Origin of the sequence: Halochromatium roseum (assembly GCF_016653315.1) — a bacterium.
GTDB classification, from domain to species: domain Bacteria; phylum Pseudomonadota; class Gammaproteobacteria; order Chromatiales; family Chromatiaceae; genus Lamprobacter; species Lamprobacter roseus.
This window is the reverse complement of record NZ_NHSH01000065.1, coordinates 136,342-161,944: the sequence shown is the minus strand read 5'-3', so window position 1 is coordinate 161,944 and position 25,603 is coordinate 136,342. Positions and strand designations below refer to the sequence as shown.

General features: G+C 61.4%; 23 protein-coding genes. 17 read left to right on the top strand and 6 right to left on the bottom strand.

The window, feature by feature from the left end:
- Positions 1-64: 64 nt before the first annotated feature.
- Entirely contained in the window at positions 65-1,852 is a 1,788-nt protein-coding gene (soxB, locus tag CCR96_RS16860; RefSeq protein ID WP_201221399.1) for a thiosulfohydrolase SoxB, read from the top strand.
- An 83-nt stretch (positions 1,853-1,935) separates the two neighbouring features.
- Here soxB and CCR96_RS16855 read toward each other — a convergent pair whose 3' ends face one another.
- Positions 1,936-2,481 (bottom strand): Smr/MutS family protein, encoded by a 546-nt coding sequence (locus tag CCR96_RS16855; protein WP_201221398.1) that lies wholly within the window; start codon positions 2,479-2,481, stop codon positions 1,936-1,938.
- Between the two features lie 132 nt (positions 2,482-2,613).
- Between CCR96_RS16855 and surE the strand changes: the two genes are divergently transcribed.
- The 13 genes from surE (at position 2,614) to ccoS (ending at position 15,611) form a co-directional block, all read left to right on the top strand.
- Positions 2,614-3,366: a 5'/3'-nucleotidase SurE gene (gene surE / locus CCR96_RS16850; RefSeq protein WP_201221396.1), complete on the top strand. Its 753-nt coding sequence runs from the start codon at positions 2,614-2,616 to the stop codon at positions 3,364-3,366.
- Positions 3,348-4,052, top strand: a complete 705-nt coding sequence (locus CCR96_RS16845; RefSeq protein WP_242519147.1) for a protein-L-isoaspartate(D-aspartate) O-methyltransferase — start codon at positions 3,348-3,350, stop codon at positions 4,050-4,052. Before surE ends, CCR96_RS16845 begins: the two co-directional genes overlap by 19 nt.
- Before the next feature lie 176 nt (positions 4,053-4,228).
- Entirely contained in the window at positions 4,229-5,020 is a 792-nt protein-coding gene (locus CCR96_RS16840) for a peptidoglycan DD-metalloendopeptidase family protein (RefSeq protein ID WP_242519146.1), read from the top strand.
- Positions 5,021-5,048: 28 nt separating this feature from the next.
- Positions 5,049-6,101 (top strand): RNA polymerase sigma factor RpoS, encoded by a 1,053-nt coding sequence (gene rpoS, locus CCR96_RS16835; protein WP_201221392.1) that lies wholly within the window; start codon positions 5,049-5,051, stop codon positions 6,099-6,101.
- 417 nt (positions 6,102-6,518) lie between these two features.
- A complete protein-coding gene (ccoN, locus tag CCR96_RS16830) occupies positions 6,519-7,970 on the top strand; it encodes a cytochrome-c oxidase, cbb3-type subunit I (protein ID WP_201221390.1) in 1,452 nt (483 codons plus the stop codon).
- Positions 7,971-8,010: 40 nt separating this feature from the next.
- Positions 8,011-8,868: a cytochrome-c oxidase, cbb3-type subunit II gene (ccoO, locus tag CCR96_RS16825; RefSeq protein WP_201221388.1), complete on the top strand. Its 858-nt coding sequence runs from the start codon at positions 8,011-8,013 to the stop codon at positions 8,866-8,868.
- Positions 8,861-9,076, top strand: coding sequence for a cbb3-type cytochrome c oxidase subunit 3 (locus CCR96_RS16820; protein ID WP_201221386.1), 216 nt, complete (start codon positions 8,861-8,863; stop codon positions 9,074-9,076). Before ccoO ends, CCR96_RS16820 begins: the two co-directional genes overlap by 8 nt.
- A complete protein-coding gene (gene ccoP, locus CCR96_RS16815; protein WP_201221385.1) occupies positions 9,063-9,989 on the top strand; it encodes a cytochrome-c oxidase, cbb3-type subunit III in 927 nt (308 codons plus the stop codon). The genes CCR96_RS16820 and ccoP overlap by 14 nt, the downstream gene beginning before the upstream one ends.
- Positions 9,990-10,146: 157 nt before the next feature.
- Positions 10,147-10,281 (top strand): hypothetical protein, encoded by a 135-nt coding sequence (locus tag CCR96_RS25140; protein ID WP_274601142.1) that lies wholly within the window; start codon positions 10,147-10,149, stop codon positions 10,279-10,281.
- Positions 10,282-10,456: 175 nt separating this feature from the next.
- Positions 10,457-11,890, top strand: a complete 1,434-nt coding sequence (gene ccoG, locus CCR96_RS16810) for a cytochrome c oxidase accessory protein CcoG (RefSeq protein ID WP_201221383.1) — start codon at positions 10,457-10,459, stop codon at positions 11,888-11,890.
- Between the two features lie 49 nt (positions 11,891-11,939).
- Positions 11,940-12,503, top strand: a complete 564-nt coding sequence (locus CCR96_RS16805; RefSeq protein ID WP_201221381.1) for a FixH family protein — start codon at positions 11,940-11,942, stop codon at positions 12,501-12,503.
- 52 nt (positions 12,504-12,555) lie between these two features.
- Complete coding sequence (locus CCR96_RS16800) at positions 12,556-15,387, top strand: heavy metal translocating P-type ATPase (protein WP_201221379.1); 2,832 nt, start codon at positions 12,556-12,558, stop codon at positions 15,385-15,387.
- Positions 15,378-15,611 carry a cbb3-type cytochrome oxidase assembly protein CcoS gene (ccoS, locus tag CCR96_RS16795; protein WP_201221377.1) on the top strand — a complete coding sequence of 78 codons (234 nt, stop codon included), beginning with the start codon at positions 15,378-15,380 and terminating at the stop codon, positions 15,609-15,611. The genes CCR96_RS16800 and ccoS overlap by 10 nt, the downstream gene beginning before the upstream one ends.
- Positions 15,612-15,813: 202 nt before the next feature.
- On the opposite strand, the gene CCR96_RS16790 is transcribed toward ccoS, so the two are convergent.
- A complete protein-coding gene (locus CCR96_RS16790) occupies positions 15,814-16,173 on the bottom strand; it encodes a TusE/DsrC/DsvC family sulfur relay protein (protein ID WP_201221375.1) in 360 nt (119 codons plus the stop codon).
- Positions 16,174-16,489: 316 nt separating this feature from the next.
- Here CCR96_RS16790 and pgl point away from each other — a divergent pair, with 316 nt between their 5' ends.
- Complete coding sequence (gene pgl, locus CCR96_RS16785; protein ID WP_201221372.1) at positions 16,490-17,197, top strand: 6-phosphogluconolactonase; 708 nt, start codon at positions 16,490-16,492, stop codon at positions 17,195-17,197.
- A gap of 84 nt (positions 17,198-17,281) precedes the next feature.
- On the opposite strand, the gene CCR96_RS16780 is transcribed toward pgl, so the two are convergent.
- On the bottom strand, positions 17,282-17,482 hold the full coding sequence (locus CCR96_RS16780) for a YgaP family membrane protein (RefSeq protein ID WP_200249157.1): 201 nt from the start codon (positions 17,480-17,482) through the stop codon (positions 17,282-17,284).
- A gap of 154 nt (positions 17,483-17,636) precedes the next feature.
- Here CCR96_RS16780 and CCR96_RS16775 point away from each other — a divergent pair, with 154 nt between their 5' ends.
- Together CCR96_RS16775 and CCR96_RS16770 are read left to right on the top strand one after the other, a co-directional pair.
- Entirely contained in the window at positions 17,637-19,373 is a 1,737-nt protein-coding gene (locus tag CCR96_RS16775) for a bifunctional aminoglycoside phosphotransferase/ATP-binding protein (RefSeq protein ID WP_201221370.1), read from the top strand.
- Positions 19,360-20,469, top strand: a complete 1,110-nt coding sequence (locus CCR96_RS16770) for an adenylate/guanylate cyclase domain-containing protein (protein ID WP_201221368.1) — start codon at positions 19,360-19,362, stop codon at positions 20,467-20,469. The genes CCR96_RS16775 and CCR96_RS16770 overlap by 14 nt, the downstream gene beginning before the upstream one ends.
- Before the next feature lie 106 nt (positions 20,470-20,575).
- Here CCR96_RS16770 and CCR96_RS25355 read toward each other — a convergent pair whose 3' ends face one another.
- The 3 genes from CCR96_RS25355 to CCR96_RS16755 all read right to left on the bottom strand — a co-directional run bounded on the left by CCR96_RS25355 (position 20,576) and on the right by CCR96_RS16755 (position 25,471).
- The gene (locus CCR96_RS25355) at positions 20,576-21,439 is read right to left on the bottom strand and encodes an OmpA family protein (protein WP_201221366.1); all 864 of its coding nucleotides are present in this window, start codon (positions 21,437-21,439) and stop codon (positions 20,576-20,578) included.
- Positions 21,440-21,812: 373 nt separating this feature from the next.
- Positions 21,813-22,016: a DUF29 family protein gene (locus CCR96_RS25635; protein ID WP_420827279.1), complete on the bottom strand. Its 204-nt coding sequence runs from the start codon at positions 22,014-22,016 to the stop codon at positions 21,813-21,815.
- Between the two features lie 11 nt (positions 22,017-22,027).
- Positions 22,028-25,471, bottom strand: coding sequence for a DEAD/DEAH box helicase family protein (locus tag CCR96_RS16755; protein ID WP_201221362.1), 3,444 nt, complete (start codon positions 25,469-25,471; stop codon positions 22,028-22,030).
- Positions 25,472-25,603 lie beyond the last annotated feature (132 nt).

The following is a 25,603-nucleotide window of genomic DNA, read 5'->3' as shown; positions in this document are numbered from 1 at the left end:
CAGCCAGCCTGTGCGGATCGCGGCGAGTCGATAAGCAGAATGTTTAGGAGGAGATGATACCCCAATGACTATTTCTCGCCGTGAATTCGTCCGTCTGTTGAGTCTGGCCGGTGCCGCCGGCATGCTGCCGCGTTCGGTGTTCGCCGAGGCCAAGCAGCCGAGCGACCTCTATGAGGTGCCCAAGTTCGGCAATCTGACGCTGCTGCACATGACCGATTGCCATGCGCAGCTGAATCCGGTCTATTTCCGCGAGCCGAATGTCAACCTCGGCATCGGGCCAGCGTTTGGCAAGGCGCCGCACATCGTGGGCGAGGCACTGCTGAAGCATTTCGGCATCGCGCCAGGCAGCATCGAAGCACACGCCTTCAGCTATCTCGATTTCGCCGAGGCGGCTGAGAAATTCGGCACCGTCGGCGGCTTTGCGCACCTGAAGACCCTGGTCGATCGTATCCGCGCCGAGCGTGGTGATGGCAACACCTTGCTGATGGATGGTGGCGATACCTGGCAGGGCTCGGGCACCGCCTACTGGACGCGCGGCATGGATATGGTCGGCGCGACTAACCGGCTCGGCGTCGACGTGATGACCGGCCACTGGGAGTTCACCTACCTGGACACCGAGGTCATCAAGAACATCGAGGCGTTCAATGGCGACTTCGTGGCGCAGAACGTCAAGGTGCGTGAAGAGGCGCTGTTCGACTACCAGTTCGAGGACTTCGGCGGCTTCCAGGAAGACGATGGCCTCGCCTTCAATCCGTATACCATCAAAGAGGTCGGTGGCTCACGGGTGGCAGTGATCGGTCAGGCCTTCCCCTACACGCCGATTGCCAATCCGCAGCGCTTCATCCCCGACTGGACCTTCGGTATCCAGGATCAGCGCATGCAGGAGTTCGTCGACAAGGTGCGCGACGAGGAATCGCCGGATCTGGTCGTGGTGCTCTCACACAACGGCATGGACGTCGACCTGAAGATGGCCTCGCGGGTCACCGGCATCGATGTCATCTTCGGCGGCCATACTCACGACGGCATGCCAGCCCCGAGCATCGTCGAGAACGCCAGCGGCAAGACCCTGGTCACCAATGCTGGTTCGAACGGCAAGTTCCTCGGTGTGATGGACCTCGACATCAAGGACGGTAAGCTGCGCGACTATCGTTATCGGTTGTTGCCCGTGTTCTCGAACCTGCTCAAGCCGAACGCGGAGATGACCAAGTACATCGAGGAGCAGCGCGCGCCTTACCTGGACAAGCTGACCGAGGAGCTGGCAACGGCCGAAGAGGTGCTCTACCGTCGCGGTAACTTCAACGGCACCTTCGATCAGGTGATCTGTGATGCGCTGCGCAAGGTCAACGACGCCCAGATCAGTCTCTCACCCGGCTTCCGTTGGGGTACCACGGTGCTGCCGGGGCAGAAGATCACCATGGACAACGTTATGGATCAGACCTGCATCACTTATCCGGAGACCTATCGGCGCGAGATGAGCGGGGCCGACATCAAGGTGATCCTCGAGGATGTCTGCGACAACCTGTTCAATGCTGATCCGTATGTGCAGCAGGGCGGGGATATGGTGCGTGTCGGTGGGCTCGATTATGTCTGCGATCCGGCGGCCGGGATGGGCAAGCGTGTCTCTGAGATGCAGCTTGATGACGGCACCAAGATCGAGGCCGACAAGACCTATGTCGTCGCCGGTTGGGCGACGGTTGGTAGTCAGTCGCCGGGTGAGCCGATCTGGGAGACGGTCGCGACCTATCTGCGCGATGTGAAGACGGTCAAGATCGATAAGCTCAACACGCCGAAGCTGAAGAACGTCAAGGGCAACCCGGGCATCGCTGACTACGATGGCCAGATCCTGAGCTAGAAGATCTGAGGTAGACGTTGGCCCCGGCCACTGGTCTGGGGCCTAGCGCTAGCGTCCACTAGCGCGAGTGTCGCGAGTGTCCACTAGCGCCGCCGCTTCGTCTTCTCCGGGTTGCGCAGCAACAGATAGACGGCGCCGGTGCCGCCATCAAACCGTGGCGCCGAGCAAAAGGCGAGCACATCGGGGCGCAATCGCAGCCAGTAGTTCACCTTGCACTTCAGCACCGGCTGGCGTTGTGCCGAGCCGCGACCCTTACCGTGAATGATCTTTGCACAGCGTATCCGCCGAGCGGCGCAATCGGCGAGGAAGGCCTGCAGCAGTGGGCCGGCATGGCTCACCGTCAGCCCATGCAGGTCGAGCTCGAGGCTCGGCTCGATCTGGCCGCGCTGGAGCGAGAGCAAGACCCGCTTCTGCAGACCAGGCCGCATGAAGACCAGGTAGTCGTGGGTCTCGACTTCAGACTCAGACAGGAGCTGTGGATCTTCGACCGGCGCTTCTTCAACGCGTGGGCGCGGAATTGGCTTCGGTCGCTCACGAAATGGCTCAGCGATCTCGTTGTCGAGCGGAATCGCGTCTTCGACTTCGGCGCGAAATAACGCATAATCAGCATCCTGAAGACGGTTGTTCACATTTCTTCTCGCGTTTTCGCGGCGTCGAGCCGAGAATGTAGCAAACTTGCCGGGTCTGTGTTTCGCCGCTAAGGGTAAACTCCTGTACCCATGTCAGGACCAGAGCAGGCCGGTTGTTTGCCCCGATGCCCCATGAAGATCCTTCTTAGTAATGATGATGGCTACCGCTCACCCGGCCTCCAAGCCCTTGCCGATGAGCTTGTGCGCTTCGGCGAGCTGACGGTGGTGGCGCCGGATCGTGATCGCAGTGGCGCAAGCAACTCGCTGACACTTGACGTGCCGATTCGCGCCGAGCAGCTCGAGAACGGGTTCATCCGCGTTAACGGGACGCCGACCGACTGCGTGCATCTGGCGATCACCGGGCTGCTCGAGGAGGAGCCTGACCTGGTCGTCGCCGGCATCAATCACGGCCCCAATCTCGGTGACGACGTGATCTATTCGGGCACGGTTGCGGCCGCAACTGAAGGACGCTTTCTTGGGTTGCCGGCATTGGCCATCTCCATCGACACGCATGAGCCGCGGCATCTTGGCACGGCTGCTGCTGTTGCGGCACAGTTGATCGCCGGGCTGCGCGACAACGACATGGAGATGCCGCCCAGTACCATCCTCAATGTCAATGTTCCCGACCTGCCACTCTCTTCGCTGCGCGGCATGCGTGCGACGCGGCTCGGGCATCGCCACAAGGCCGAGCCGATCGAGCGCATCCTTGATCCGCGCGGGCGGCCGATGTTCTGGGTCGGTCCAGCCGGACCCGAGCAGGATGCAGGGGAGGGCACGGACTTCCACGCGCTACGCCAGGGCTATGTTTCGGTGACGCCGCTGAAGGTCGACCTGACCCGCCATGAGGCAGTTGCGCCGCTGGGGCGATGGTTGGAATCCCTATGAGCGGCTTGGCGCAGGTGCGCGATCCGGTTGCGGGTAGCGGCATGACCTCGCTGCGCACCCGCGAGCGATTAGTGCAGCGCCTGCTGGCCATTGGCCTGCGCGACGATGCGGTCATCGAGGTGCTGCGCCAAGTGCCGCGGCACCTGTTTGTCGAGGAGGCGTTGGCGAGCCGCGCCTATGAGGACTCCTCGCTGCCAATCGGTTGGGGTCAGACGATCTCGCAGCCCTACATGGTCGCGCGTATGACTCAGGCCTTGCTTGAGGCGGGTCCGGTGCAGACCGTGTTGGAGGTGGGCACCGGCTCCGGCTATCAGACCGCGGTGCTCGCATCGCTGGTGCGGCGGGTGTATAGCATCGAGCGGATCAGCTCGCTGCAGGCGCGTGCTGAGCAGCGCTTGCGTGCGCTCAAGCTGCGTAATGTTCGCCTGCGCCACGGCGATGGTAGCGCGGGATGGTCGGAGTATGCCCCATTCGACGGCATTTTGGTGACTGCGGCGGGGAGCGGTATCCCGCGTCGGCTAGCGGAGCAGTTGGCTCCCGGCGGGCGCATGCTGTTGCCAATCGACTGCGGTCATGAACAGTTGCTCGTGCGTCTGGTCAAGAAGCGTGGTGGTCAGCGTTCGGGGTACCAACACGAGGTGCTAGAGCCTGTTACCTTTGTGCCTTTACTCGGGGGGGTTGCCTGATGCGATTGTTCTCGGCTACGAACGGCCGCGGTTGGTCACAGCATTTTCATGCTGCTGTTTACCATCGGCATCTCTCGGGATTTGAGATTATCGGTTGGTTGCTGGTGGCGCTGATTAGTCTGATTCCATTGTTGCGCTGACTGGCGTGCGTTCTGGTCGCTAGGATGTGTTTTCTGTTGCGAGACCCACCTCCGACGCGGATGCGCTTGGCCGCCTTGCTGGTTGCGTTGGTGCTGGGCGGTTGCGCGGGTGGCGGGCTGGCGCCAGTCGATGATCGCGGCTACGGGCCGGCGCCGGCTGGGTTCTATCGCATTCGTTCCGGCGATACCCTGAGTGAGATCGCGGAGCGACGCCGCATCAGCATGCGCAAGCTTGCGGCCTGGAACGACCTCGGTCCGCCTTATCCGCTCTATGCCGGGCAACTGCTCCGGATCGAGCCCCCACGGGGTGGCAGCAAAAGCGGGAGCAAGCGGACGGTCGTCGCACGCAGCAGTCCTAGGGCGAGCACGAAGACGGGGACCCAGGTTCGCGCGAAGACCAGTGCCCCGGTCAGCGCGTCGGCGAAGCCTGGGAGTTCGGCGCGTGCATCAGGGCTGGCTTGGGCCTGGCCAGTGTCGGGTCGGGTGGTGCAGGGATATCGATCGAGCGATCGCACCCGGCAGGGGATTCGCATCGCTGCGGCGGTTGGCACGCCGGTTGCCGCTGCGGCTGATGGTGAGGTGGTCTACAGCGGTAGCAGTGGACTCGCCGGTTACGGCAATCTTATTATCGTCAAGCACAGTCCAAGGTATCTGAGCGCTTACGGCTTCAACCGCCGTGTGCTTGCAAGCGAAGGGGCCTCGGTTAAGCGCGGGCAACAGCTCGCCGAGGTTGGCCAGGCGGCAGATGGGCAGCCGATGTTGCACTTCGAGATCCGTCGCGACGGCGCAACCGTTGATCCGCTGCTGTTCTTGCCAGCGTCACGATAAGCTTAGCGATCGCACCCAAGGGGGATTCATGCCAGCGGTTAAACCGGAAGAGGACCCAGACAGGGACGCCCTTCCCGATGAGGACGAGATCCTGATCGACGGCGATAACGCTGACGAGGAAGATCCGGATCTGCCGGAAACCGAGACCGATAACCCTGATGACGACGAGGTGCCTGACGCTCGTGCTCAGGCGGCCTTGGTGCCGCAATTGTCTGATGACTCCGGCAGACGCTATGCGGCCAGCGATACCGAACTCGATGCAACGCGCCTGTATCTGAACGAGATTGGCGAGTCCAAGCTGCTCTCCGCCGATGAAGAGGTGCGCTTTGCGCGCCTCGCTCAGCAAGGCGACGAGACGGCGCGTCAGCGGATGATCGTCAGTAACCTACGCTTGGTCGTCAAGATCGCGCGGCGCTATCTCAACCGCGGACTGCCGCTTCTAGACCTAATCGAAGAGGGCAACCTTGGTCTGATCCGCGCCGTGGAGAAATTCGATCCGGAACGCGGTTTTCGCTTCTCGACCTACGCGACCTGGTGGATTCGCCAGACCATCGAGCGTGCCATCATGAATCAGACGCGAACGGTGCGTCTGCCGATCCATGTCGTCAAGGAGATCAACGTCTACCTGAAGGCGACCAGGTTGCTCTCGCAGCAGCTCGATCACGAGCCTACGACCGAAGAGGTGGCAGAGCTGCTTGATAAGCCGATCGCTGAGGTCAAGCGCATGCTCGGTCTCAATGAGCGCACCGCCTCGGTGGATACACCCTATGGCAAGGACGCTGACAAGCCATTGGTGGACCTGCTTCAGGATGAGGCCGCCCATGATCCGAGCGATGATATCCAGGATGGTGATATCCATACCAATCTCGATCATTGGCTTGAGAAGCTCAATGACAAGCAGCGCGAGGTGGTCGAGCGTCGTTTTGGTCTGCATGGCTACGAGCATTCGACACTCGAGCGGGTGGCCCAGGAGTTAGGGGTGACGCGTGAACGGGTGCGTCAGATCCAGATGGATGCACTGCGCCGGCTGCGCGACATCCTCGAGAAAGAGGGCTTTTCGCTCGAGTCGTTCTTCAAGTAAGGGCCACCCTGCGCGAACCCTGAGCGGCACCAGCGACATTTAGGTAGCACCTAGGCGGCATTTAGGCGGCACCTAGGCGGCACATGCCGGCTGGAAAACCCCACCTTTATACTTGGTCGGTCGTGCAACGTTCTCGCGAGTGCGTTTCGCCCTGGCAGTGCTCCTGCTTTTTTCTAAAAAACCTACAAAAATAAAGTCTTATCTGATGAGGGTTATCGCTTGGGCAAGTTGATCGAGATCAATTGGCACTGTGTGAAATGCCTCACTGGAGCGTTTCCTGTAGCGCACTTGTCTTGACTTTTCGCAATCGATCCAGTCTCATGGCGCGGTCACGTGCCGAGGCGCGGCGCACCACCAAAACATCGGGCCTGCAGTGCCCAGTCACCTCTGTTTTTCCCAGCCTGTTTGGGGGGGTTTATGGAAGCTACAGCCGACTTTACGGCGGAACGAAAGTACGACTTTGACGTCGTCCGCTGGTTTACGATCATGGCCGTCGTCTACCTGGTGGTAGGTGCGGGCGTTGGGGTCTATATCGCGTCCGAGCTCGCTTGGCCGTTTCTCAATTTCGACAATCCCTACATCTCGTTCGGTCGCCTGCGGCCTCTGCACACCAATGCGGTGATCTTCGCATTCGGTGGCTGTACCCTCATGGGCACTGCATTTTATACGGTACAGCGCACCTGCGGCGTCAGCCTCTGGAGCAACAAGCTGGCCTGGTTCACCTTCTGGGGTTGGAACGCCATCATCGTCTTGGCGGTGATCACGCTGCCACTGGGCTTTACCCAGTCGAAAGAGTATGCCGAGCTGGAATGGCCGATCGACATTCTGATTGCTGTAGTTTGGCTAGCATTCACCTTCAACTTCATCATGACCATCGCCAACCGGAAGTCATCGCACATCTATGTGTCGAACTGGTTCTTCCTCGGCATGATGGTGATGATTGTCTATCTGCACGTGGTCAACAGCCTATCGATCCCAGTCGGGCTGATGAAGTCCTATAGCCTATTCTCGGGCGTGCAGGACGCGATGATCCAGTGGTGGTGGGGCCATAACGCGGTCGGCTTCTACCTCACCGCGGGCTTCCTCGGCATCATGTATTACTTCGTGCCGAAACAGGCTAACCGGCCGATCTACTCTTACCGGCTGTCCGTCATCCATTTCTGGGCGCTGATGTTTGGTTATGTGTGGCTGGGCGCGCATCACCTGCAGTACACCGCCTTACCAGACTGGACCGGCTCGCTCGGTGCCGCCGTCTCGTTGGCGATGATCATCCCGTCTTGGGGTGGGGCGGTGAACGGCATGATGACCCTCTCGGGCGCTTGGGACAAATTGCGCACTGACTACGTCATGCGCTTCCTGATTATCGCCTTGGCCTTCTACGCAATGTCGACCTTTGAAGGGCCGGTGATGTCACTGAAGACCGTCAACGCCCTCTCGCACTACACCGACTGGACCATCGGTCATGTTCACTCTGGTGCGCTCGGCTGGGTCGCGGGTATCTCGATCGGCGCCATCTACCACCTGATGACGCGCTTGTGGCACACCGAGATGTGGTCCGAGAAACTCGTCAATGTGCACTTCTGGACGGCGACTATCGGTACCGTGATCTATGTGGTCGCGATGTGGGTGTCCGGCATCATGCAGGGCTTGATGTGGCGTGCTTATGACGAGTACGGCACCCTCGCTTACACCTTCGTCGAATCGGTAGCGGCCATGCATCCGTATTACGCGATGCGTGCGGTCGGTGGCGGCATCTTCTTGCTAGGCGCCATCGTCATGTTGTTCAACGTACTGATGACGGTGCGCAAATCAGTCACCGCAGGGAGTCTTCGCGAGGCGCGAGGCACGCCAGCCATCGCTGCCGCTTAAGCCTAACGTCATCGCTAGAATCCCGAGGAGTAAACCTGAAATGGCTGATAAGAACACACCACCGAAGGGAATCCAGGAGCGCTTAGAGCGCAATATCTGGGGGCTGTTGATCGTCACCGCGCTTGTGCTCTCGGTTGGCGGTATCGTTGAGATCGTCCCGCTCTTCTATTTGAAGAGCACCGAGGAAGCGAATCGGTTTCCTGAAATCGTCTGGCAAGAAGCCGGCACGACCCCGATCGTTTCAGTGGCCTACGAGACCGACGAGGCTGGCAATCTGCTTCGTTTCAAGACCGATGATCAGGGCGCCTACCTGAGAAAAGATAACGGCGAATTCGTTCAGGACCCAAACCGCGGGCAGTTACGGGCGATTGAGACGACCTGGAATTGGAAACCCGGTGACGGTATTCGTCCGTATACGGCGCTGGAACTCGCTGGCCGCGATATCTACCAGCGCGAGGGCTGTTATCTGTGCCATTCACAACAGGTTCGCCCATTCCGCGACGAGCGTGAACGCTATGGTCACTACTCGCTCGCCTCGGAGTCGATGTTCGACCATCCGTTCCAATGGGGATCGAAGCGCACTGGCCCTGACATGGCGCGGCTGGGCGGTAAGTACTCTGATGAGTGGCATCGCCAGCACTTACGCGCCCCGCGCTCGGTGGTGCCGGAATCTGTCATGCCTGGCTATCCTTGGCTTGATGAGCAACTCCTGAATCCGGAGAAGATCCAGCGGCATATGAAGGGATTGCGTGCGATTGGTGTCCCCTACAGCGATGCCGACATCGACGCGGCGGTCGGGCTTGTGCAGGGCAAGACGGGGATGGACGCGATGGTGGCCTATCTGCAAGTGCTCGGCACCATGGCAAGGCTCGATCCAGGAGTGGTCTATCGTGAGTAGCCTCGCGGACTACTTCGAGACCGATTGGGCAGCGATGACGGCCTCCGACTGGGTCGGAACCATTCTGACGGTCGCCATCTTCGTGCTCATGGTCGTGGCCTATTTTCAGGTCTTTCGGCCGAAGAATCGGGACGAGCTCGAAGCCAAGAAGCACATCCCGTTTGAAGATGATCACGAGGACCTCGGAGATAACGATGGCCGACCATAATCCGTTTCCAGGCGAAAATAACACCGGGCATTTTTGGGACGACAACATCCGTGAGCTGAATAATCCACCACCCAAGTGGTGGATGATCGCGCTCTGGGTCTCGATTGCTTGGTTTGTTCTTTACGGCATCCTCTACCCCATGTATCCGGTACTGCCTTGGCAGTCCCAAGAGGGTGGCGGCTTTACCAAGGGTGTGCTTGGCTGGACCTCAATTAAGGAATTTGAGCAGGGCATGGAGCAGGTCGCCGAGGTCCGTGCCCAGTACGAGACTCAAATCGCCGCGATGACGCCGGAGCAGATTCTCGATGATCCTGGTTTGACGCAGTACACGCTCGCCTCAGCAAAGGTGTTGTTTGGCGATTATTGTGCGGCATGCCATGGTAGCGGCGGTCAGGGCAACCCGGGTTATCCGGTGTTGGCCGATGATGACTGGCTTTATGGCGGCTCGATGGCAAAGATCGTGGAGTCGATTACCAACGGCCGCAAAGGTGCCATGACAGCCCATAAAGATATCCTCAGCGAGGCCGAGGTCGATCAATTATCGCAGTTCACTGTCAGCCTCGCCGATGGCGGGGAGGGCAGTGAGGCCGGATGGAAGCTGTTCAATGATAAAGGTTGTACCGCCTGCCACGGGCAACAGGCAAACGGTATCCTTGCCGAGCTGCCAGATGGGAGCATCGTTACCGTGGGTGCCGCTAATCTGACCGATAGTATCTGGCGCTTTGAGCCTGGCGGCTATGAGAGCGCTAAGCACACGATTCTCTATGGTGTGAACCAGCCTGGCGTTGAGCAAACCCGCGACGCGGTGATGCCTGCGTTTGGTGGTTCGGCTGGTGGTCTTGAAGGTAAGCTCGAGTCCGATCAGATCAAGAAACTGGCGGTCTACGTGCACAGCCTGGGTGGCGGTCAATAGCGCATCCGGTCGCTTAACATCTTGACCCGCTGTGCCATGGTTGGCTCTGCGCAGTGGGTTCAGTGCCATAGGGATCAAGGCGCGAGATGTGCGAGAAGATGGTTGTTGCGGCGGTTATCTCGGGAACCGACTAGAATCAGAAAGTGAGGAGGATGACATGCACCTAGATGCGGTGTTTTGGGGTTCGATCTTCAGCGTGCTACTCGCCGTCATCATCATCAGCTATTTGGTCTTCAAGGTGATCAGACTGATGAATGAGGATGCCGAACGACACAAGAGCGAACAACAGTAGCGTTGCGTCGTGCCCTGAGAAGTGTCGAGGAGGGTAAGGGACCGGAAAAGGGGGATGTGAATCCCCCTTTTTTTCTCTTGTCATATTGAGCTTGGCGTGGCGCCTACCTCGCTGTCTATACAGTTGGCGGGGGTAATGCCGCTTTCGAGCGCGTGCGTACTTGGTTGTTGTACTTATGAACGAGACTCCCTCGCGCGGCTCTGGCGCCGCAATGGACGAACTCTACGCCGAAGCCCATCACTGGGAGGTCAATACTGGCGGAGAGACCATCCACGCCAAGCGCATGCCGGGCAAGTGGCGCCGCATCAAATGGCTTGCCTCTTCAGTCTGGCTGATCTTCTTCCTTGGCCCCTACCTGCGTTGGAATGGCAGTCAGGCGGTGCTGTTCGATATACCGAACCGGAAGTATCACCTGTTCGGGGTGACCGTCTTGCCGCAAGACTTTTGGATGCTCTCGCTGCTGCTGCTCTTCTTCGCCATCCTATTGGCCGTGGTCACTGCGCTCGTGGGTCGCGCCTATTGCGGCTACTTCTGTTTTCAGACGGTATGGACTGATGTCTTCACTTGGATTGAAGAAAAGCTCGAGGGTAGCCCCCCGCAGCGGCGCAAGCTCGATAAAGCGCCGCTGGATGCCAGCAAGGTGCGCATTAAGGTTCTCAAACATGCGATCTGGCTCCTAATCGGTTTTTTCACTGGCTTCAGCTTTGTCGCCTGGTTCTATGGTGCTGGTCCTCTATGGCGTGATTTCTTTGTTGGCGACGCCAATGTCGCCGTCTATGCATCCGTGGCTTTATTTACACTGGGCACTTACTTGCTTGCGGGCTGGCTCCGAGAGCAGGTCTGCTTCTGGCTCTGTCCCTACGCGCGCATCCAAGGCGTGATGCTCGACAAGACCACAGTTGTGCCCACCTATGACGAGGCGCGCGGTGAACCGCGCGGACGGTTGCAGAAAGGCCAGAGCAGCGCGGAGCGAACGGTCGGCGATTGTGTTGACTGCAATCAGTGTGTTGCCGTCTGTCCGACCGGTGTTGACATCCGTAATGGGCAGCAAGAAGGCTGTATCACCTGTGGGCTCTGTATTGATGCCTGTGATGCAGTCATGGACAAGGTTGGAAAGCCGCGTGGGCTGATCCGCTATGCCTCACTGGATGAGGTTGAGGGTAAGCCGGTCAAGCCAATGCTGATGCGCGCGCGGGTATGGGTGTATACAGGCATCTTGGCACTCGCGCTGGTGGGGATCATGTATGGTCTCTCCAGTCTTGAGGCGATTGAGGTCAAGGTGCTGCATGAGCGGGCGCCGCTCTTCGTCCAGTTATCGGACGGTTCAGTGCAAAACAAATACACGTTAAAGGTGCTGAATAAGAGCGGGCAAGATCTGACGGTGCGGGTCAGCGCGGAGAGTTCGGCGCCGATGACCTTACTCGGGGCCGAGGAGCCTTTGTTCGCACGCTCTGGTGAGGTTACGCCGATGATCGTCTTCGTTAAGATCAAGCGCTCTGACTTGCCCGGAGAGACACTCCCGGTGACGTTCCATGCTACAACAACGCTCAGCGATAACACCGAGATTGCCGCGGAGCGCGAGAGCGCGTTCTTTGGGCCGTCTCGCTGAGGCCGTGCCTCGCGGCGATTTTCTGATATACGCAACTGTGAACGAAACCATGAGTGATCTATCTACGGTGCCGGTCAGCGCTGATCGGGGGCCTGCATCGGCCTCTGCCGGCCGCCAGGGCGGCGGGCTGGACTCAGCCTGGCGCAGCCCCTGGTTTCTTGCATGGATCGGCCTCGTTGTGGTCGTGCTGGTGGTCAACGCGACCATGATTACGCTGGCGTTTGTGACCAATCCTGGCCTTGTGGTCGATGACTACTATGAGCGCGGGCGCAATGTCGAGCGCAGTCTGACGACAAGGCGCGCGGAAGCGCCGGGTTGGACCATGAGCCTGGATACACCGGCTGATGTTGCGGCAGAAACGCCAACAATGGTGCGTTTCTATGTGGTCGACTCGGCCGGGCAGCCGGTGCGCCCAGACCAAGTGACCTACTATGCCTATCGCCCCTCGGACCCATCCGCTGACTTCGCGTTGCCGATGGTTGAGGAGGCCCCGGGGCGCTATGCCGCTGAGGTTACCTTTGCGCTTTCAGGTCTCTGGGACACCCTGGTCGCGGCGCAGACCGGAGGCCAAGAGGTGGCCTTCGACCAGCGCATTGGGGTCGCTGATCATTAGACGATTCGCGCGTGATTCAGGTTAAGGTTGTGGCGCTTCGCCAATCCGGACGATGAAGTGCCGGCACAATGACCGCTGTTTCCACTGTGGTCTGCCGCTCGATCGCACGGAGACGGTCACCGCGAGCGTTGCCGGCGGCGAGCGTCACTTCTGCTGTACCGGCTGCAAATCGGTCTGTGAGGCCATTTTCGCCGCTGGACTCGACGGCTTCTATCGGCGCACGCCTGAAGGCGAGGTGCTCGGGCCACCGCCTGAGCCACCGAAACAGCTCGCGCTCTATGACCTAGACGAGGTCCAGGCCGCTTATCTCGATACCACGGCCGACCTGCGCGAGATCAATCTGCACGTCGAAGGCATCCACTGCGCGGCCTGTGTCTGGCTGATCGAGACCGGGCTCAGTAAGATGCCCGGCGTCGAGGAAGCGCGGGTCAATCTCACCGGTCGCCGGCTGCGTCTGAAATGGGATAACTCGCGCCAGCGTCTGTCGAGCCTGCTCGGGCGGCTAGGCGAGATTGGCTACGCCGCGGTGCCCTTCGACCCCGAGACCGCCGAAGGCGCGCTAAAGCGGGGCAACCGCGCGCTCCTCTTCCGCATGGCGTTTGCCGCCTTCGCGGCGATGAACCTGATGTGGGTTTCGATCGCGCTCTATGCGGGGGCCGACGAGGGTGAGTTCCGCGGACTCTTCCACTGGATCGGCTTCGCCATCGCCACGCCGACGCTGATCTACTCCGGCTGGCCCTTCTATCGCGGCGCCTGGCTGGGGCTGCGGCAGGGCGCACTGACCATGGATCTGCCGATCGCGATCGGCGCCTCGATCACTTACCTATACTCGCTCTACGTCACGGTCGATGGCCAGGGCCATGTGTACTGGGATACGGTGGTGAATTTTCTCTTCGTGATCTTGGTCGGGCGCTTCCTCGAGGCGATGTCCAAGCGCCAAGCAATGGCCTCGACGCAGCGCCTGTTGGATCTGCAGCCGAAGATGGCCACCGTTCTACGTGACGGCGAGGAGGTGGTGGTGCCGATCCGCGCGGTAGCGATGGGGGAGCTGCTGTTGGTGCGCCCCGGCGAGACGATTCCTGCTGACGGGATCATCAGCGAGGGGCGCAGCGAGGTCGATGAGGCCATGCTGACCGGCGAGTCCGAGCCGGTCAAACGCGCCATCGGCGACAGCGTTGCCGCAGGCACCCTGAATGGTGCCGGCGTGCTCGAGGTGCGGGTCACCGGCCTGCTGCGCGATACCGCGCTCGGGCGCATCATCCGGTTGGTCGAGGACGCGCAGTCGAGCAAGGCGCCGATCCAGTCCCTGGCCGATCGGATCGTGCCCTGGTTCGTCGCTCTCACCATCGGCCTGGCGCTGATCACCTTTGGGCTTTGGAGCGGGCGCGATCTGGAGACGGCGCTGATGGCGGCGACCTCGGTGCTGATCATCACCTGCCCCTGCGCCTTCGGACTGGCGACGCCGATGGCGATCGCGGTCGCCTCTGGGCTCGGCGCGCGATACGGCATCCTGATCAAACAGGGTGCGGTGCTGGAGACACTCTCGGATATCGACCATTTCGTGTTCGATAAGACTGGAACCCTGACCGAGGGGCGCCCGGAAGTCATTCAGGTTCAGACCTTGGCGGCTGGGCCAGCCGGGCTGCGTATGCAAGCCCGGTCATCGGACTCGGGCGTTCCTGCGGCATTGGCCAAGCCGAGTGAACGCGGGGCGGACCCTGGGCCAGCCGGACGGGATGAGCTTGGAAAGTCCGCTGAACTGGAGACGGTCTGGCAGCGCCAGCCGGCAGCTGCAGATGCAGAGGCGCCATTCGCTAACGCGCAACCTGAGGTCTTGCGGCTGGTGGCGGCGCTAGAGCGGGTCTCCGAGCATCCGTTGGCACGTGCAGTGGTGCGCTTGGCGAAAGGCGCTGGGATCGGGCTGGGCTCGGCTGAGGTGCGGGACGTGCACATTGAGCCTGGCGCCGGGATCAGTGGTCGCGTTGATGGGCATCGGCTGGTGATCGGGACACGCGAGTGGCTGCGCGAGAACGGCATTGAGTGCCAGCCGTCTGCAGGCGCCGAGAATCCGTCGGCATTACCCGAGAAGCCGCATCCGGTCGGCGAGAATCCGGCAGCGGAAAACGCGAATCCGGCTGCCGTGCCGGAGCATTCGCGCAACCTCCAGAGCGCATCACCGTCTCGGACGATGACGGGCGTGTTTCACGGTGAAATCGACGAGCCCGACAGCCCTCACGGCACAACCTTGCACTGCGCCATCGACGGGGGCGAGCGCCTGCGGCTGCTCGCGGCCGATCGCTTGCGCGCGGATGCCGCCGAGGTCGTGCAACGGTTGCAAGCCGATGGGATTCGCGTCACGCTGCTGACCGGCGATCGCGAGGCCGTCGCGCGCCGCATCGCCGCGCAGCTGGGGACGGTTGACGTGATCGCCGATGTTCGTCCCGAGGATAAGGACCGGGTGATCGCCGATCTGCAACGGCGTGGCGAGCGGGTGGCGATGGTCGGCGATGGCATCAACGATGCGCCGGCTTTAGTGCGTGCTGATGTCGGCATTGCGGTGGGCAGCGGCACCGATGTGTCGATCGCCAGTGCCGACATCGTGTTGATGAGCGCCGAGCTGATGCGGGTCCGCGATGCGGCAGCCCTGTCGCGGCGCACGCTGCGCACCATCCGCCAAAACATCGGCCTCTCGATTACCTACAATCTGATTATGGTGCCGCTGGCGATGGCCGCGTTGATCACGCCGTTAGTCGCCGCGATCTCGATGCCGTTGAGCTCGCTGGCGGTGATTGGTAACTCGGCACGGCTGCGCCGGCTGTTCAAGCAAGGCTCGCGGTCGTCAACCGCTCGGGGCAAGCCCCACGAGGTGAGCGAATGGAAGTGATCTATGGCCTGATTCCCGGCATGCTGTTGCTCGGCTTGGTGGCCGTTGTGGTGCTCTTCTGGGCTGCACGCAGTGGTCAGTTCGATGACCTGGAAGGCGACGGCCAGCGCATCTTGATGGATGAGGATGCCGATGCTGAAGATGGGCGCCGCTTCCCGGATGCAGAGGCCGACCGGCATGCGTCGCGCAAGCCTTCGAGCGGGAGCGAGGCTGAACGCGGCTAAACTGAGTTCAGCGGCTTTGATAGAAATCGCCTGAGTCGCGTTCTTTCAGTCCAATACCAGTGCGGCCCGACGGAATCTGATCGTTGCGTCCGCCGTGCACTGCGCTGAGTCACATGCGGACCAGGCGCGGACTCCCGCGCCAATCTGGCCTTAGCTATCAGTGCTTACCCCGGGTTTTGTAGTACGACGGCGATGCCAACAGCTATTTGACGCTGCCGAATGAGGTATCGACGGCACCCGCTGGGGGTTTCAGGCCGGCTAGGCGGCAGCCTTGTGCCACTGGACCGCCAGGCAGGAGTTCATACAAGTGTTTGAGGCCGCCACGATCGTGGAAGTGTTCGTCGAGGGCGTCGTGAAGCGCTCGCGTGTTGGGCTGCTCGTCTTTGGCGAAAAAGGTCTGCAGTGCCCGGACAACCTCCCAGATGTCGTCACTCAGGGTCAGACCTTCGCTGCTGGCTTGCTGTTCGGCATCTGCTGGACTCCAGTCCGCTGGCGCTTGTGGGAAACGCGGGTCATGGTTTGTTGCGCCCGGGTTCATGATGTCGCGCATAGTCTCTGCCATCGGTGGTGCTCCTCGTTATTGCTGAGATCGTTGTTTTTGGAGATTTACGCGATGCCTCGGCACAGGTCAAGTCGAGTCGCCACTCCGGACGACGAAGCGCTTGTTCGAAGGTAAGCGTTTTCCCTAGCCGTATGTCCGACTTGCCCTCACTTTAACTGCCCGTCCGGTTCGGGGCTAGTGCCACTGGCGAATCTCGGCTTACCATCGTCACCACCGCGACCTGCCTGCGTGATGGTGGAGCCCACTGGAGGTGGCGTGCTGGCCTAGTAGAGCACTAGTAGAGCACTAGTGAAAACGATCTTCGACGGAGAGCAGCATGGCTTCTGATGACGTTGTCTTACCGGGTACCGAGGTGGTGCTCTTCGACGACAAGGCTGCGGTGGCTCAAGCTGCCGCTGATACCATTCTGGCGGCTGCAGATGCGGCCATCGCGCGTCATGGCCGCTTCCGGCTGTGCTTGGCTGGCGGAACGACCCCGACCGCAGCCTATGCGTTGTTGGCGGATGCGGATGCGGATTGGTCGCGCTGGTGGATCTATCACGGCGATGAGCGCTGCCTGCCGATTACCGACCCGGAGCGCAATAGCCTTGCGGCCGATCAGGTCTGGCTGAACCGCGTGCCCGTGCTGCCTGGCCAGGTGTTCGCCATTCCGGCCGAACTCGGCGCTGAGGCTGCCGCCGATGCCTATGAGCCGCTCGTCGCGGCGGCGCTTCCGTTCGATTTGGTGCTTTTGGGGATGGGGGAAGATGGCCATACAGCAAGCCTATTCCCGGGTCGCAAGGTGCCTGCCGACCGGCTTGCGATGCCGGTGCATGAGGCGCCGAAACCGCCACCAGATCGTGTTTCGCTGACCACTCGCGCATTATCGCAGAGTGAACAGTTGCTGATCCTGGTGACCGGGAGCGGTAAGGCGGATGCCATTCGGGGCTGGTCGGCGGGGGAGCCCTTGCCGGTTGCGCAGGTTGCGACAGCCGCCCAGAGTCGAGTGTTGGTTGATCGCGCGGCTGCAGCCGGGCTGATCTGATCGGCAGGGTGCGGCAAGAGGTTGGGCGCCCTGGCTAGGACGCCCACCAAACTCGCCTACCAAGCTCGCCTACCAAGCTCGCCTTCAGAACGCGGTGCCAGGCTCTTTGCCGAGCTTTTTCAGGATGACGGCGAGCGGGCAGAAGCCGGTAAAGGCCGACTGCAGCAGGTTGAGCCCGACGAAGCCGGTGAACCAGAGCCAAAGCGGGCTGACAGTCGCAGCCAGGATAGCGGAGATCAGCACAAAGGCGCCGGCGACCGCGAAGACGATACGTTCGATACTCATCAAATGAACCTCAGAGAGATAGCGTGATTGACGCACTGGAGAATAGTCTAGTGAACCGGCCTTCGTCTTCGCAAGCTTGCTGGCGTCCTGGCCGCTACTTATGCCCTGTGCGTTGCTGTTGCCACTGTTGCGGGTCTAGGGCCTGGCTTCCCTAATGCTGGCCAACGAGTTAGCGCCACTCGCGGATCTCCTCGACCCCGGAGCCTATCCGCATCCGGTTGATCAGGTCGAAGGTCTGATCACGCATATCTCCCAAATCTTCTTGGCGGGCGACTATGCCTACAAGCTGAAGCGGCCGGTGTCACTTGGGTTTGTCGACTTCTCGACCCTAGGCCGCCGACGCTTCTACTGCGAGGAGGAGCTACGGCTCAATCGCCGCCTAGCACCGCAACTGTATCTGGATGTGGTTCCTGTCGTTCGCGTTCGCAATCAGGTACGCATGAATGCTGAGGGTGAGGTCATCGACTATGCGGTGCGGATGCGCCGTTTTGAGCAACGGTTGTTGCTCTCGCAGCAGCCGCTGAATGGCGTGCTGATCGACCGCTTGGCCGAGCGCGTAGCGCGCTTCCATGCCAGTCTATCGCCGGCGCCGCCGGATACGCCCTATGGTGATCCGAGCGCTGTATTGGCGCCGATGTTAGACAATTTTCCGCCTCTGCAAGCCGCGCTCGCGGTGTCTGGGGACGCTGATATCCGGCGTCGCCTTCAGCGCCTGGAGCGCTGGACGCGCAAACGTTTCGCCTGTTTGCGGCCGGTCATCGAGCAGCGACGTCGCGATGGCTTCATCCGCGAGTGTCATGGCGATATGCACCGCGGTAACATCGTGGTGCTCGACGAGCAGCCGTTGATCTTCGATTGTCTCGAGTTCAATTCGAGCCTGCGTTGGATCGATACCATGAGTGAGGTTGCTTTTCTCACCATGGACCTGGCCGAGAGTGGCGCGAGCAGTTACGCCAGACGCTTCCTCAACCGTTACCTCGAGGTCACCGGTGATTATGCTGGGCTGCGTTTGCTGCGCTTTTATCAGGTCTATCGTGCACTGGTGCGGGCCAAGGTCTGCGCAATCCAGTTGATGCAAGCTGATCCGGCACAGGCCATCGAGACCGAGCGACCTTCTCCGCCCTCCGCTTCGCCAACGTTAGACGCGGGCGCCCCGAGTCCTGTGCCTGGTGGGTCGTCCGGGCTCAGCGCGCGCGCGGCGCTGCTTCACTATCTGGCGCTTGCCCAAACCTGTACCGGTCGCCATCGGCCCAAGCTCTTTATCACCCATGGCCTCTCCGGTAGCGGCAAGACCTGGATCGGGAATCTCTTGCGCGAGCATCTGCCGATCATTCAGATCCGCTCCGATATCGAGCGCAAACGTCTGTGCGGAATTGCGCCACAGGGCCATCCTTCGGCACAGCAAGTTCCTCAGCAGGCTGCTCAGCAGATTGCTCAGCAGATTGCTCAGCTCTACAGCGCTGATGCCAGCGAGCGGACCTATGCGCGCCTCCTCGCCCTCGCACGTGAGCTGATCGAGGCCGGGTTCAGTGTGTTGGTTGATGCGACCTTCTTGCAACGCCGGCAGCGAGCCCGTTTCCGGGCACTCGCGCAGACCTTGAACTGTCCCCACCGCATCCTGGTGATGCAGGCGCCGATGCACCTCTTGCGCGAGCGCATCAGTGCGCGCAGTCTTGTGGGCGGTGACGCCTCAGATGCTGATATCGATGTCTTGAGCTTGCAAATTGCCAACCGTGAGCCGTTGACCGATGCCGAGCACCCAACGGCGGTCTTCCTCAATAGTGAGGCGCCGATGCAGATCGAGGCCGTACTCGCGCATGTTGCCGGCGATCAGGGTCGCGGGGCCTCGGAACTTTCGTCCTTAAGCACTGCCTCTCATGCAACATCGTAATCGAGCAGAGCTATTTTCCGGCATCGAGCAGGTGGTTGCAGAGCTCGAGGCCGAGGGCTTACTGCGCCTGGCGCAGCCTGGGCAGCCAGAGGCGATACGGCGCGCGCTCGAAGGACGTCTTAACCCGCTGCTCGATACCTTTCTACTCGAGTCGCAGCCCCAGGTTGAGGCCTATGCGACGGTGTTGATTGCCGATATTCGAGGCTTTACCGCGCTGATGTCGTCACTGCCGATGGCGACCATGATCGAGCTTCTGAATCGTTGGTTTGCCGCGATGACGGCGATCATCGATCGCTTTGGTGGCGTGGTGGATAAGTTCGTCGGCGATGCTGTGATGGCGCTGTTCGGGCTGCCGGATGCGCGCGGTGATGATGCGGTACGGGCATTGGCCTGTGCGGCGGAGATGCAGCGGGCCATGCTGGCGCTCAACCAGGACGCTCGGGAGCGCGGTCTGCCTGAGCTTTTCGCCGGCATTGCGTTGAATACCGGCAGTCTGGTTGCTGGCAGCTTCGGCGCAACGGCGCATAGCGAATATACCGTGATCGGCGACGTGGTGAATCTGGCGTCACGCATGGAGTCCTTTGCGCTCCGCGGGCAGGTGCTGATCAGCGAGTCCACCCGCGCCGCTGCTGCAGATCTGATCGAGGTCGGTGCGGTCAACGTGGTGCGCTTCAAAGGCATTCGACATCCGGTGCAGCTCTACGAACTGCTGAGTGTGCATGCCCCGCAGTGTCGACTGGTCGTGCCGCCGATCGAGGTACGCCGTTCGCCGCGTATCGGGGTTAGTCTGGAAGCGACCTTCCGCCAAGTCGATGCGCAGGGCATTCGGCCGATGCCGATTCCGGGTCTGATTAACGATATCGGTTATTTTGGTTTGCGGGCTGATCTACCACTGGGGCTCCCTGATGCATCAGACGTGGTGATCAGTCTGGCATCGCATCAGGGATTGCCTGATGTTGGCGACCTCTACGCGAAGGTCGTGCAGACGGTGCCTTGGGCAGACCGCTTCCGCACGAGCCTTGAGTTCAGCTCGGCGGATACGGTATCGCAGCAGCGACTCAAGGATCTGATCGACGAGTCGCTTTGGCGCCACTGAATTCCCTGGTTAGCGATGGCCTTCGAGGACGAGTTCGCGTGCCTGCTTGGGAACCGAATCGGCGGATCGATTTGGCGGGGCCTACTGGGTGACCTAGTAGACAGATCTACTCTCGCACCACATAGAGTTCGACCCGGCGGTTGCGCTGCCGCCCCGTGGCGGTCGCATTGGATGCGATTGGGGTGGTCGAGCCCAGGCCCTTGATGCTGAGTCGTGCCGACTGAATCCCCCGCTCGGTCAGTGCATCGCGAACCGCGGCTGCGCGTTGCTCTGAGAGTTGCAGGTTGATGGTGGCGTTGCCGGAGCTGTCGGTGTGACCTTCGATCTGCACGATCAGCGTTGGATGCTCAGCCAGGATGTCGGCAATCCGGGTCAGGGTCGGCTCGGCGTCCTCGGGCAGCTGGGCACTGCCGCTGGGAAAGCGAATGGTGTCACCACTCAGGTTGACCAGCAGACCACGATCGGTCAATTGTGCCCCGAGTGGAGCGAATTGCGCGTAGAAGTCATGGATCTGGTCGGAGGTCTGCTCAACCGCTTCCTGTCGCAAACGCGCGCTCTGCTCGCGAGCACGTTGCAGCGCCTGCTCTTGCGCTTGCAGCTCGCGACGCATCGCCTCGAGGGCCGCCTCGGCGTCGGCGATGCGTGCCTCATAATCAGCGGCTTGCGCTTGCTGGTCACCGTTGCGCGCCGCGGCAAGCTGGTCGCGCTCGGCCGTGACGGCCTTGAGCGCGGTCTGTAACTGTTCGATCCGCGCCTGTGTAGCGCTGGCCAGCTCGTGCTGAGTGGTTTTAGGGCTGGATTTAAGGCTGGATGTCAGGGGCTGGTCGAGTGCGCGCAGCGACTGATGCTCATCGCCAATCGTCTCTCGTCGTTGGCTGTTGTGGTAGCTGCAGAGCAGATAGACCGCGATCAACGAGGCGAGCACGAGCCAAAACAGCGGTTTCCAGATCGATTGAGATGATTCGGGCACGTTGAACATTCTCCCGGATGCGTCGCACTCTGCGGTTGGCACGATCTTGTCGGTTTGGGATCTGAGGTTTGGGGCTAAGCTGCCGCCATTATGCCGCTTTCTCCGGGGTGGATCGATTCGTGCAGGCGCAACGACCCGCTGGCTTTTTCGCACTCAGCGCAGCAAGCGTTCGCGCTGACAGGTTGCCGCCCGAGATGGTCCGCAAGCTGTCCACTCTCCAGAACCGGTTACGTTACTCGGACGCTTGGCCGTCGATCTTGCGCTCCGATGCCTGCCGTAAAGTCGTGCAGGCCAGCCAGATCCTGGCCGTGGCCTTCTATCGGCACTTTGGGTTCGAGCCCTTGCCAGTATTGGCCACCCAGGAAAAACGGGATCAATGCGCTTGATCTTGGGCTTCCGGCCAATAGTCTTGATCCAACAACTGCTCGGCCGAAAACGGACAAGTCGGTGGGAACGGAGTTTCAGGCAGACCGGTTTCGCCGGCGGCCAGCAAGCGGGCACTGAGGTAACTGTCCTCCAAGTCTGCCGCGAAACGCGGTGTTTCCGCACGCTCAGCAGGCCACCTGCATGCAGCCACGGTTGGCGCATCTATCGGCTGCGACTCACTCGCGGAAGAGGGGTTGGAGCGGCCAGCCGCTCAGGCTCCAACCCCTTCAACGCCGCAAACACCCCATCGATCACATTATCTCGTCCCGCGAACAACGCATCCGGTCCACCGGCATGCAGGTGACTAAACGGCGGTTCGTAGAGCGCGGCGGCGTCCATGAGCCCGCGCGCGGTCAGTTGGTCGATGATCAACTCGATGAAGCGCATCTGCGGTGGGGTGAGGCTGCGGTCGTTGAGGAACTGCGAGAAGGCCGCCTGAGCCGCTTGGCGATCCATGCCGACCAGGCTGCGAACAAAATGCACCAGGGAAGGCGCGCTGTTACGCTCCAAGAGCCCGGAGAGCAGGGTCTTGCCCTCATCCTCGCCGATCTTGACCAGCGTTGCTTCCAGGTGCTCCAGGTCGGTCGGGGTCAGTGGTTGGTTGGTGCGCAGGCGGTGGATGACGATGTTGTCCAGGTGGCTGCTCAGGTACGCCTTGACCTTCTTCTCGTACTGCAGGCCGGTCATGCGCGGCACCGCCACCGCCGCTTCCTCGCGTATGCCGAGGACCTCGTCTTTGAAGTCGGTGTAGACGACCTTGCGCGCTTTCTTGTCGAGCAGCGGCACCAGGCCTCGCAGCCGCAGGCGGATTTCCTCGAGCTGCGGGAGACCGATGCCTTCCCAGAAGTCGGTCTCCTGCAGGCGCGCGAGATAGGCGAGTTGTTGCTGAACGGCAGGGATCGCCTGCTTCTCCTCCAGCAGCATCGCCATCTCGACCACGCGTTGGCGTTGGCGCTCGAAGGTTGCGCTGTCCGTCTCGGCCAAGGCCAACTGCATGCGCAGCGCCGTCAGGTCGAACTGTCGCGACTCCAGATCATCGGTCTCGATCTCGGACGGCAGGCCGGCAAGCTCGCGCTGCAGGATGTCGCGGTCCTGCTCGGTGAGATCGTCCCAGACAGCGCGCTCCTGGAAGCGCTCAACCGGCTCCAGGTGCATCCGCACGATGAAGTTCTCGCGGTTCATCGCCGACACCTCGGCATGCAGGTTATCGCTCAGCGCGATCTGTAGATCGGCATCCGGGTCCAGCTCGGGGGTGGTCTGCAGGTGTCCGAGCAGCGCGACTCTGGCGCGGAACAAGCGGGTGCCCAGCGGCGCGCTGTCGCGGGCGTTGATGCCCTCCGGATGCTCGTTGAAGAAATCGAAGTTGAAGCAGAAGTCGAAGACGCGAAAGTCCTGCTTGTCCTCGCCAGGGCCGAACAGGTCCGGGCAGAGCCGGGTGCCGCGGCCGATCATCTGCCAGAACTTGATCTTGGAGTAGACCGGCTTGAAGAAGACTAGGTTGGCGATCTCGGGGACGTCGATGCCGGTGTCGAGCATGTCGACCGAGATCGCGATCTGCGGCAGCTTCTCCGCTTGGGCGAAGTCGTCGATCAGGCTCTGGGCGTACTTGGCGTAGTTGTCGATGACACGCGCGAACTGACCCTTGAGGTGCGGGTAGTGCTGGTTGAAGCGCTGCTCGATGAAGACGGCATGGTCGTGGTTGCGGGCGAAGATCACCGTCTTGGCGAGCCGATCGCCGCCGTCGACGCGGTGGCCGTGCTCCATCAGGTGCTGCAGCACCTTGTCGACCGTGTCCTTGTTGAACAGCCAGTTGTTGATGGCGGCGGCATTGACCCGCTCGGGCAAGGTCGCGTCCTCGGCGTCATCGCCCCAATCCAGCGCCTCCCACTGCGCCTTTTCCTCATCGCTCAGGCTGTCATAGTCGATGCCCTCGCGCGGGAAGCGCAGATCGACCTGCTGGACCTTGGGCGGCACCAGGAAGCCGTCGTTGACCGCCTGTTCCAGCTCATAGGCGTCGGTCGGTACCCCTGGCTCCAGATCGAACAGGGCATAGGTGTTCTTGTCGACCTCATCCCGCGGGGTCGCAGTGAGCCCGACCAGCAGGGCGTCGAAGTAGCGGAAGATCGCGCCGTACTTCTGATAGACCGAGCGATGCGCCTCGTCGATGATGATCAGGTCGAAGTAGCCGACGCCGAAGCGGGCCTGGTGGCCGGCGGTCTCGTTGATCAGCCCCATCATGGTCGGATAGGTGCAGACGTAGACCCGGCCCTCGGTGTCCTTCTCGGTGACCAGATTGACCGGGCTGGACTCGGGCAGGTGCACCTTGAAGGCGTTGCAGGCCTGCTTGACCAGGGAGACGCGATCGGCCAGGAACAGCACGCGCTTGGCCCAGTTGGCGCGCTGCAGCAGATCGACCAGGGCAATGGCGGTGCGGGTCTTGCCGGTGCCGGTGGCCATCACCAGGAGCGCCTTGCGCCGCGCGGCGGTGAACAGCGCACAGAGACTGCCGATGGCGCGCTTCTGGTAGTAGCGCCCGGCGATCGCATCCTTCACCTGCGCCACGTCCAGCGCCTGGCGTTGGCTGCGGCGGATGATGAGTCGGCTCAGGGCGTCCTTGCTGTAGAAACCGGCGATCTGGCGTGGTGGATAGGCTTGGTCGTCCCAGAGCCAGATGCTGTAGCCGTTGGTGCTGACGATCAGCGGGCGCTGGCCGTGCATCTGCTCCAGGCAATCGGCATAGAGCTTGGCCTGCTGCTGGCCGGCGTGCGGGTCGACGCTGGTCTTCTTCGCCTCGATCACTGCGAGCGGTTGGCCGTCATCGCCCCAGAGCACATAGTCGGCGTAGCCGATGCCCGTGCCAGAGTCTATACCGATGGGCATGCCGGTGACCTCGACCTCGCGAACCTTGTGGCTGCCGGGGGCCGGATCGAGCGCCCAGCCGGCGCGCTTTAGCTCGATGTCGATCAGGTGCGAGCGGGTCTCGACCTCGGAGTAGTCGTGATCGTCGGGCACCTGCTCGGTGGCGGCGCGGACCTCGGCGAGCTGGGCGCGCAGGGCCTGGATCTCGGTGTCCAGCGCATCGCGTTGTTGTTGGCGTTTTAGCGCCTCGGCGGTCTGCTCTGCGAGCTTGGCCTCCAGGGCTTCCAGCTCCTGGCGCGGGACGACCGCGTGGCTGCTGAGGGCGGGCGGGACGCGCGCGTCCTTCCAGGCCGCACCGTTGCGGGAAGCCCCTGGTGAATAGGTGCGGACCAGCCAATAGCAGAGATGATGTAGCTCTCTAACCACCTGCAGCGCATCCTGCTCGCGCACCGGGCGTGGATTGTGGACGGCCTCGTTGCCTTGCTGCTGGATCAGCCGGGCCTTCAGGTAGACCGCCTGCGGGACCAGGTTCTGGAAGCTGGTGGCGTGTAGCAGTGCGCCGAGGCCGTTGTCATAGGGAGGCTGCAGGTCGCGGTCGTGCCGGTAGAGCCAGTGGACGATGGCCTCGAGCGTGAAGCGGGCATGGAAGCAGGCGGCGCGGGGATCGCTCCAGATGTGACCTTCTGCCTTGGTTGCGGCATCTTGGATGTCGCGGAACTCCGGGGGTAGGAAGGCGAAGTTGGTCATGTCCCTCTCGTCCGATAGGCCTGAGCTTCGTGGTTTGGTTGCTTTGGGAAACGGCGTTCCAACGCTGATGGAGGCGCTCCGGGGCTCTCTTCCAAATGTTCGGAGCTAAGCGACAAATGTTCGGAGGTCGGT